This is a genomic window from Microcoleus sp. Pol7_B2 (assembly GCF_036701035.1).
GTDB lineage: Bacteria > Cyanobacteriota > Cyanobacteriia > Cyanobacteriales > Microcoleaceae > Microcoleus.
The window spans coordinates 1-7,892 of record NZ_JAUBQB010000117.1; the positions used below are offsets into that span (position 1 = coordinate 1).

Annotated in this window: 6 protein-coding genes; 2 read left to right on the top strand and 4 right to left on the bottom strand. The window is 47.5% G+C overall.

Annotated elements, in window-relative coordinates; genetic code table 11:
- Window positions 1-200: 200 nt before the first annotated feature.
- Window positions 201-1,127: a glutaminase A gene (glsA, locus tag QUA57_RS26705; RefSeq protein ID WP_333064761.1), complete on the bottom strand. Its 927-nt coding sequence runs from the start codon at window positions 1,125-1,127 to the stop codon at window positions 201-203.
- A gap of 529 nt (window positions 1,128-1,656) precedes the next feature.
- Here glsA and QUA57_RS26710 point away from each other — a divergent pair.
- A complete protein-coding gene (locus QUA57_RS26710; RefSeq protein WP_333064762.1) occupies window positions 1,657-1,998 on the top strand; it encodes a hypothetical protein in 342 nt (113 codons plus the stop codon).
- Here QUA57_RS26710 and QUA57_RS26715 read toward each other — a convergent pair.
- On the bottom strand, window positions 1,995-3,098 hold the full coding sequence (locus tag QUA57_RS26715; RefSeq protein WP_333064763.1) for a YdcF family protein: 1,104 nt from the start codon (window positions 3,096-3,098) through the stop codon (window positions 1,995-1,997). The genes QUA57_RS26710 and QUA57_RS26715 overlap by 4 nt on opposite strands.
- A 247-nt stretch (window positions 3,099-3,345) precedes the next feature.
- On the bottom strand, window positions 3,346-4,833 hold the full coding sequence (gene pap / locus QUA57_RS26720; RefSeq protein WP_333064764.1) for a polyphosphate:AMP phosphotransferase: 1,488 nt from the start codon (window positions 4,831-4,833) through the stop codon (window positions 3,346-3,348).
- 705 nt (window positions 4,834-5,538) lie between these two features.
- Between pap and QUA57_RS26725 the strand changes: the two genes are divergently transcribed.
- Window positions 5,539-6,498: a GNAT family N-acetyltransferase gene (locus QUA57_RS26725; protein ID WP_333064765.1), complete on the top strand. Its 960-nt coding sequence runs from the start codon at window positions 5,539-5,541 to the stop codon at window positions 6,496-6,498.
- A gap of 150 nt (window positions 6,499-6,648) precedes the next feature.
- Here QUA57_RS26725 and QUA57_RS26730 read toward each other — a convergent pair.
- The coding region (locus QUA57_RS26730; protein ID WP_333251457.1) for a calcium-binding protein at window positions 6,649-7,892 on the bottom strand (1,244 nt) is incomplete at its 5' end.

The window sequence follows — 7,892 nt, forward strand, 5'->3', positions numbered from 1 at the left end:
CAACTTATATTTAACTCTGCTTGAATATATCGATCGCTCCTGCTCTTGGTTGGCGATCGATTATTCAGCAAGCCCTACGTATCAAAACCAAAGAAACCGGGTTTTTGGCAGTTTATGCCAGCATTCAAGAAATATTCTCGCAAAAAACCCCGGTGGTTGAGCGAAGTCGAAACCCTGACCACCCGTGCGTAATTCCTAATCTAATCAAATACGCTTAGTCGCAAAGTTTTAGCTATTTTTTCTAATAGAAATAAGCTACCAATAGAATTTCCGTCTTTATCCAAGGGCGGACTGTAAAAGCCGATCGCACCTTGACCCGGAATTACCGAGAGCATTGCCCCGCTAACTCCCGACTTGGCCGGCAGTCCCACCCGCAGCGCAAAGCGGGCCGATGCTTCATACAAACCGCAAGTTGCCATCAGCGCTGTGACAGTACGGCAGTTTTCCCCCATTGCTCGATCGCCACTATTTACCAAAACCATCCCCAGCTTAGCTAAATCCTCCACAGTTCCCGACAAACAGCAGACGCAATTGTAGGTTTCTAAAGCAATTTCCGCATTTTGAAGATAACCCGATTCTACCATTTTTAAGGCGAGATTCCAATTGTTTTGATTGGGATTTGTCTTCACTGAATCGAGCATTAACTCGTCAACAAATAACTGACTGTTTGCCTGTTGATTCAGCCAATCGAGCAAGTTTTGACAGCGTGCCACAGCATTTTGACCGGGAATCAAAGACGCTAGGGCGATCGCCCCGCTATTAATCATCGGATTTCTCGGCTTCCCTTGGTCTATTTCGAGTTGAGTTAGGGAATTGAAAGGTAGTTCCGAAGGCTCACAGCCAACGCAGTCAAAAACCGTTTTTTCGCCCAATTCGCACAGCAAATAAAGCAGCACAAAGGGCTTGACTACACTCATCAGCGGGAATGTTTGAGCAATGCTACCCCAGCTCATAATTTGACCATCAATTGCCCGAATTTGCACGGCAAGCCTTTGTCGATCGGCTTGCGCTAGGAGAGGTATGTACGCAGGGATTCGACCAGATTTACTGCGATTAATTGCCTCTTTTGCCCAAGCTGCCAGTTGTTCCGGTTGCAAGGAAGATAGTTGACTGGTGGATATTTTCACTGTCGATTATTTAGATTATTTGAGATTTTAGATAGGCATTCCTAGGGCGATGTTGAGCCATAAACTCGGTTTATTAACCGAATTGCGTCACTTGGGCTCTCTGCTGGCAGAAACCGGGTTTCTTAGGTGAGATAAGGCAAGCTCATAATTTGATGAAATTTTTGTGTGGTGTCCCGCCTGGCCGAAAAATACAACGCAAGATGCCCGACAGCTTATTTAAGGCTGTTGACCTTTGGGCCCGCCGGGAGCAAATAAATTTATTGACAATTTTTCATAAAAAAACCTGTATTTTGCATAAAAACCTCCCCTTCACCCAGATAGGTAATTAGCAGCTTCAAGGCAACGCTGCTAGCCAAAACAAACAAGCACTAGCTGGAAATGCCTTCAGATTCTGATGTCTAAGCTCCAGCAAGGGGCGGCGTGCATATTTAACTTAATTCTTTCAGAGTTCGCCAAATCCTGTCCGGAAAACCCCCGAACCTTTAAGAATGTACTATCCAACCGGATCTACCAAAATCAGGATAAAAAAATGACAGAAGCGAAAGCAGAAGCACCAAAGCCCGCTCCCATGATTTTTAAGGGTGTATGCAGCGACGGAGTTCTCAAAGGCAAAGAAATTGAAGGCAAACTAGATATCAAAGTCAACGTTGAATCAGTCACAAACCCACCAGCACCAACCAAACCAAAAGCCGGGTGGGATACGACTGTATTTTGGGTGCTGTTTTTATTAGTTGCCAACTTGGCAGCCGGCGACCCCGCCGGAATGAGAAAATACAGCTCCCCACAAAGGTCTTCTTCTCATCAGATGTTAAACCAATCTGGGGAGCAGTCGCTGTTGCCTAAGAAAAACACCAGCAACTTGCCACTTTAGGCTCTGGGAGCCTGCCAGCCGCGCAAATAGTAATAAAAAGACCCGAAATATTCATCGAATACTCGCGTCGTAGTTACCAAAGCTTCTGCACTAGGCAAAAAATCTCCCGCGTCTAAGCGGAGTCTACTGGATCTCCCTCCTGAGGTGGGTTGAAAAGTGTAGAAGTCGGTAGCCCTAGGAATCACCTGGATTCCCATATTCGCAAAAGCGAGGCTGGCACGGCGCATCTGAATCGCAGATGTTACCAGGATGACTTTGCGCGGGGCGCCACGGCTGTCGAGTATCTTTCTCACCTCTTCAGCGCTGGTGCGTATGTTGCTGCCGTTATTGTCGAGAACGATACTGCTGCGCGGCACGCCCATGTTGTTTGCCAGCAAAGTCTCGATATCCTTAGCTTCACCAACATAACCCTCCAACTCGTCTCTCGGGCCAGCGGTAACGATGACCATCGGTGCGAGTTGTTTTCTGTACAAAACGGCAGCATAGGGCAGGCGATTGCCTGTATCTGTCAGTTGAATCGCTACTCGGTTGGGGATGTGAGGCTGAGTGGTTCCCTTGCCCAGCAGAACGATCGCCGCTGCGGTTTCGTCGCAGCAAACTGTGCGGACGGCTGCGGCGGCGTCCCGTTCTGCTTGCTCGGCGAACCAGTAAGCGACAACTGGCATACTCGAAAGGATCAAAACTAGCAGGGCTGCCAAGATCATTCTCGGCGCCGGGTTGCGGATGCCCCCGTTCGTGATCAGCGCGGATGCAATCACCAACAGCGTGATTGAAAAACCCAGCGGCTTAAAGAAGAAGGCTATTAAGCCGAAAATCGCTGCTCCGACCGGGGTGTCTGGCGCAAAAAAAGCTAGGATCAAAAGGCTGATCAGCAGCAAAACGCGCAGCCGATCTAATAATGGATTGTCTTTGCCTCCTGATTGATCCCACCACGATTTGAGCAGTGAGAACAGGAGGAATAGAAATAGAATGCGAGCTAACAGTTCTGGCATCTTGCAATATTCTGTGTCTTCATAAATTAGTACAGAAGTTTTGGAAACGATCGCGAATTTAGCTGCGGGAGGAAATACGAGAATCGGTGAGTTTTTAACTTTCGCCAATAACGCAGCCCGATCGCATTTATCCTAATGCTCGCTTCCGGTCAGCTATCAACTATTGGCTGCAGGGTGAAGCCCGCTACTTCCAGTCACAGATTGCTGACAGTTAATTGGTAATTGATAACTGGTAATGGTTGATTGATAATTGGTAATGAATCGAACACGCCGCAGGTGAAATTGGCAATTCAACTCTGCTTTCTGCTGCCTGCTTTTTGTCCCCATTACCTGTTACCCATTCACCAATCCCAATTTATCGGCGCTTCAGTTGATTCCGAATTGCCTGCGTTACCGTTTGAATTACTTTAACACGAGCATAATACTTGTTATCGGCCGCAATTAGCGTCCAGGGAGCAAGCGGCGTGCTGGTGCGGTGAATCATTTGATTCACCGCCACTTCATAATAATTCCACTTTTCCCGATTTCGCCAATCTTCCTCGGTGAGTTTGTATTGTTTAAAGGGATTATTTTGCCGCTCTGTAAACCGCTTTAGTTGCTCGTCAGGACTGATGTGCAGCCAGAATTTAACTAAGACACAACCGAAACTGGTGAGTTGCTCCTCAAATTCGTTGATTTCCTGATAAGCTCGGCGCCATTCGGGTTCGGTGGCAAATCCTTCGACTCGCTCGACGAGCACTCTACCATACCAACTGCGATCGCAAATGCTGATTTTACCAGCCGTTGGCAGCCGTCGCCAGAACCGCCAGAGGTAGTGATGTGCTTTTTCTTCGTCTGTCGGGGCCGCAAAGGCATTAACGGTGTAACTGCGGGGGTCTAATACGTCCGTCAAGCGTTTGATTGCTCCTCCTTTACCGGCGGCGTCCCAACCTTCAAACAGCACTAATACGGGGATTTCCTCTTCGTCAATGCTTTGTTGCAGTTTGCCAAAACGGGTTTGTTGTTCGCGAAGTTGCTGTTTGTATTCGTCGAGGGACAGCGATTGAGTTAAATCTACTTGAGCCAGCAAGTCGGGTTCGCTGGGTTGCAAGCTTTCTTGAGGTGGCAATTTTACGGGTGCAGATTGCATCGGCAGTCTGTCTAAGGCTTCTGTAATTGTCGCTGCCATTTGCGTTAAAACTTTGACTCTGGCCCACCGCTGACAATCGCCTTCTACTAGCGTCCAAGGTACCGGGCCCGTGCCGGTTTGGGCTACCATTTCTTCGGCAAAAGTTGTGTATTCTTGGTATTTTTTGGCTTGTTTCCAATCTTCGGGCCGCACTCGCCAAGCTTGTAATGTGTCGTCTTCTAGTTTTTTGAGCCGGTGCTTGAGCTCTTTTTTGCTGAGGTGAATCCAAAATTTGGCAATTGCTGCGCCGTCATCTACCATCTGCCGCTCGAAGGCGTTGATTTGCCTGATGGCTGTCGGTACTTCTGCCTCGGAGATTCGATCGAACAATCGGTCTTCTAAAACATGAGTGTACCAACTGTGGTAGAAAAAACCAATTTTGCCGCGGGCGGGGAGTTTCTGCCAAAACCGCCATAGGAAAGGATAGCCCATTTCTGCATCTGACGGCGGCCAAATTGGGTGGACGGCAAACCCCCGCGGGTCCATATACCCCACCATTTTTTTGACTAAAGCACCTTTGCCGGCGGCGGCCCAACCTTCGAGAACGATAATTGCGGGCAATTTTTTTTCCCTGCAGGCCAGTTGGAGCGATCGCAACTGCTGCATTAAAACTTCTATCTTGGCATCGTAGGTTTCTTTATCTAGGGAAATGTTTAAATCCAGGTTGTCAAGCATATTTACCTTCTACCAATCCGCAATCTAGTTTAATGTTAGTTTAACGTTTGGATAAATCCCAGCTAAAATTAGGTAAAAAAGTGATGAAAACTACTGTTACGGTCGGTTAAAACTCCAATGCTTCTGCCCTCAAAAACCTGCTCCCGTCCATACTAACAAAACTCTCCTCACCTCAAACTTGCAAAAAAAAACAGCTCAGGTTATAGTTGAGATAGGGGACTTTTAAATAAGTTCAACTTCTCCCCTCCCCCGATCGGGCGAGTTAACAGGAGGAGCAATAAATCCCTGAAAAAGGATTTATTGTAAAAGAAAGCAAAAGTAAAAATCAACTACCCAGTGGGGGTGACAACTTCTTTACTTAGCTGTAGAAACTTTATTCAAACAATAGTTACTTAGGCACCAAGCTTGGTAACGAAAGAGAGCGCGACTCATCGACACCCAGCGATAAACTCACCTACAAAATTAGCCCCAAAGGGCCAACCAATTTTTATGATTGCCTAATTAGATAAAACCTGAAAGCCTGGGTGATATAAACAGGTTTCTGAGTTTTATCGACACCACAATAAAGCTGCATTACATCCGCGTTTATCCGCTTTCATCTGCGGTTAATCATCAAAAACTCGGAGTTTTGCAAGAAATTCACTGTACTTGTTTGCCAATACCACTTAAGAGGAACAGTCCGAAATTACGGATTGCAAGTTTTCTATGAATATCTTAACAACACGCTCCTACAAGGGCGAAACAGACTGGTGCGCGATCGCCAATTTGATCGATGCTTGCGAAGCCGTAGATAGACTCGGCGAAGAAGTCTCAGCAACTGAACTTAAGCTAATACTTGATGCACCCAAACTCGACAAAGCCCGCGACGTGCAATTGTGGGAAGATGGTAATTACAAACTAATCGGTTTAGCACTGCTAGATATGCCCGATTCGCCAGAGGAAATAGACGCTTGTCTCTGGTTTTACGTGCATCCAAACGTGCGAGGCGCAGGTTTGGAAAAAGATATCATTAAATGGGGCGAAAAGCGGCTGGGCGAAGTCGCGAAAGAACGGAATTTGCCTGCAAAATTGCGTACATACAGCCGTGAGGATCAAACCGATGAGATGCGGCTGTTAGAAAAACAGGGCTTTGAGGTCGATCGCTATTTTTGGACGATGGCCCGATCCCTCGCCGAACCGATTCCCGCGCCGGAATTTCCTGCAGATTTTGCACTGACTCACGTATCGGGAGAACAAGACATCCAACCCTGGGTAGAGATGTTCAACCAGTCATTTATCGATCACTGGAATCACCACGATTTAACTGCGGAAACCGTGCGTTATTGGATGCAAGATCCGAATTATCAGCCGGAATTAGACTTGATTGCTGTTTCGGGCGATCGTAAATTTGCTGCTTTCTGCGACTGTCAAATTAAACCGCAAGAAAACGCCAGCAGCGGCACAAAAGACGGCTGGATTGAATTGTTGGGTACGCGGCGCGATTTTCGGAAAATGGGTTTAGGAAAAGCGATGCTTTTAGCTGGTTTGCATAAGTTGAAAGCAGCGGGTGCAAACACAGCTAAACTCAGCGTTGATGCGGACAGTTTGACGGGGGCGACAAAGCTTTACAAATCAGTGGGTTTCTGCCCGATGGAAACTTGGATCGAGTGGGCTAAGACTGTGTAGAAAAAGGTTGGTACTGAAAGCTAGAATCCCGACTGCTTAAAGAAGTCGGGGTTTTCAAGTGCGATTTTGGGTTAAGTGCGATCGACCTTTTGGATCGAATGGGCGATCGACCTTTTGGATCGAATGGGCGATCGTACTTTTGATTTTTTCCTAAATCAATCGGAAATTAGCCGATGTAATCGAATTGGCACTCACTCCAATCATCACACCTAACTCCTCTCCTGTCAAGACATTTTTGATGAGAGTTCCCTGAGTATTTTGAGTTATGGCTAACTGACCAAAACTCAAACCACCACTTAATCCAATCAAATCTTGACCGACAGTAAAATCAGCGATAATATCCAATCCTTGACCCGAGTTTAAGACAAAGATATCATTACCGCTACCGCCAATCAAACTATCATTCCCCAATTCTCCGTAAAGAATATCATCACTTTGACAACCAGTGAGAGTATCGTTGTCTTCGCCTCCGTAAATAGTATCATTTCCTTCACACCCTCCCAAGATATCTGCTCCTTTGTCACCGCCGATAAAATCATTACCTTCACCGCCACAGAGGGTATCCGATCCCTGGTTTCCAAACAGGTAGTCGTCTCCATCACTACCCAGCATTATGTCATTCCCTTGGCCTCCATATAAAACGTCATTATCCTTGCCACCATCGATGAAATCATCATCTTTATCACCAAGAATGATGTCATTACCTTCGCGGCCATGTAACAGGTCATTGCCTTTGCCTCCGAAGATTAAATCGTTGCCCGACTCGCCAAGAACGATGTCGTTTCCTTGATCTCCATAGAGAATGTCGTCACCTTTGCCTCCGAAGATTAAATCGTTGCCTTGGTTGCCATTAAAGATGTCGTTGCCGGCACCACCGTATAAGTTGTCATTCCCAGATTTGGCATCGAATATATTGCCGCTGTTGCTGCCGATAAATTCATCGTTTTGGGCAGTGCCTATTTGAATTCCCGATACACCGAGTATGGTGTTTTCAACTAAATTCGGTTGGTTTAAGTTGGGATAGTCAATGTCATCGCAGATGCAGTAATCGTTGGGGATGTTATTGGTTGTTGGTGTTGGCGTTACCGATGGCGTTGGCGTTACCGATGGCGTTACCGATGGCGTTACCGATGGCGTTACCGATGGCGTTGGCGCAGGTGCGGGTGCAGGCGCGGGTGTTGGTGTTTCCGCAGGCGTAGGTGTTGGTGTCGGTGCGGGTGTTGGTGTTTCCGCAGGCGTAGGTGCGGGTGCAGGCGCGGGTGTGGGTGCGGGTGTTGGTGTTTCCGCAGGCGTAGGTGCGGGTGCAGGCGCGGGTGCGGGTGCGGGTGTTGGTGTTTCCGCAGGCGTAGGTGCGGGTGCAGGCGCGGGTGCGGGTGCGGGTGTTGGTGTTTCCG

Bases quoted from the DNA above. Each gene is read 5' to 3' on its own strand.
- QUA57_RS26725 (WP_333064765.1), top strand. From the start codon at position 5,539: ATGAATATCTTAACAACACGCTCCTACAAGGGCGAAACAGACTGGTGC.
- QUA57_RS26710 (WP_333064762.1), top strand. From the start codon at position 1,657: ATGACAGAAGCGAAAGCAGAAGCACCAAAGCCCGCTCCCATGATTTTT.
- pap (WP_333064764.1), bottom strand. From the start codon at position 4,833: ATGCTTGACAACCTGGATTTAAACATTTCCCTAGATAAAGAAACCTAC.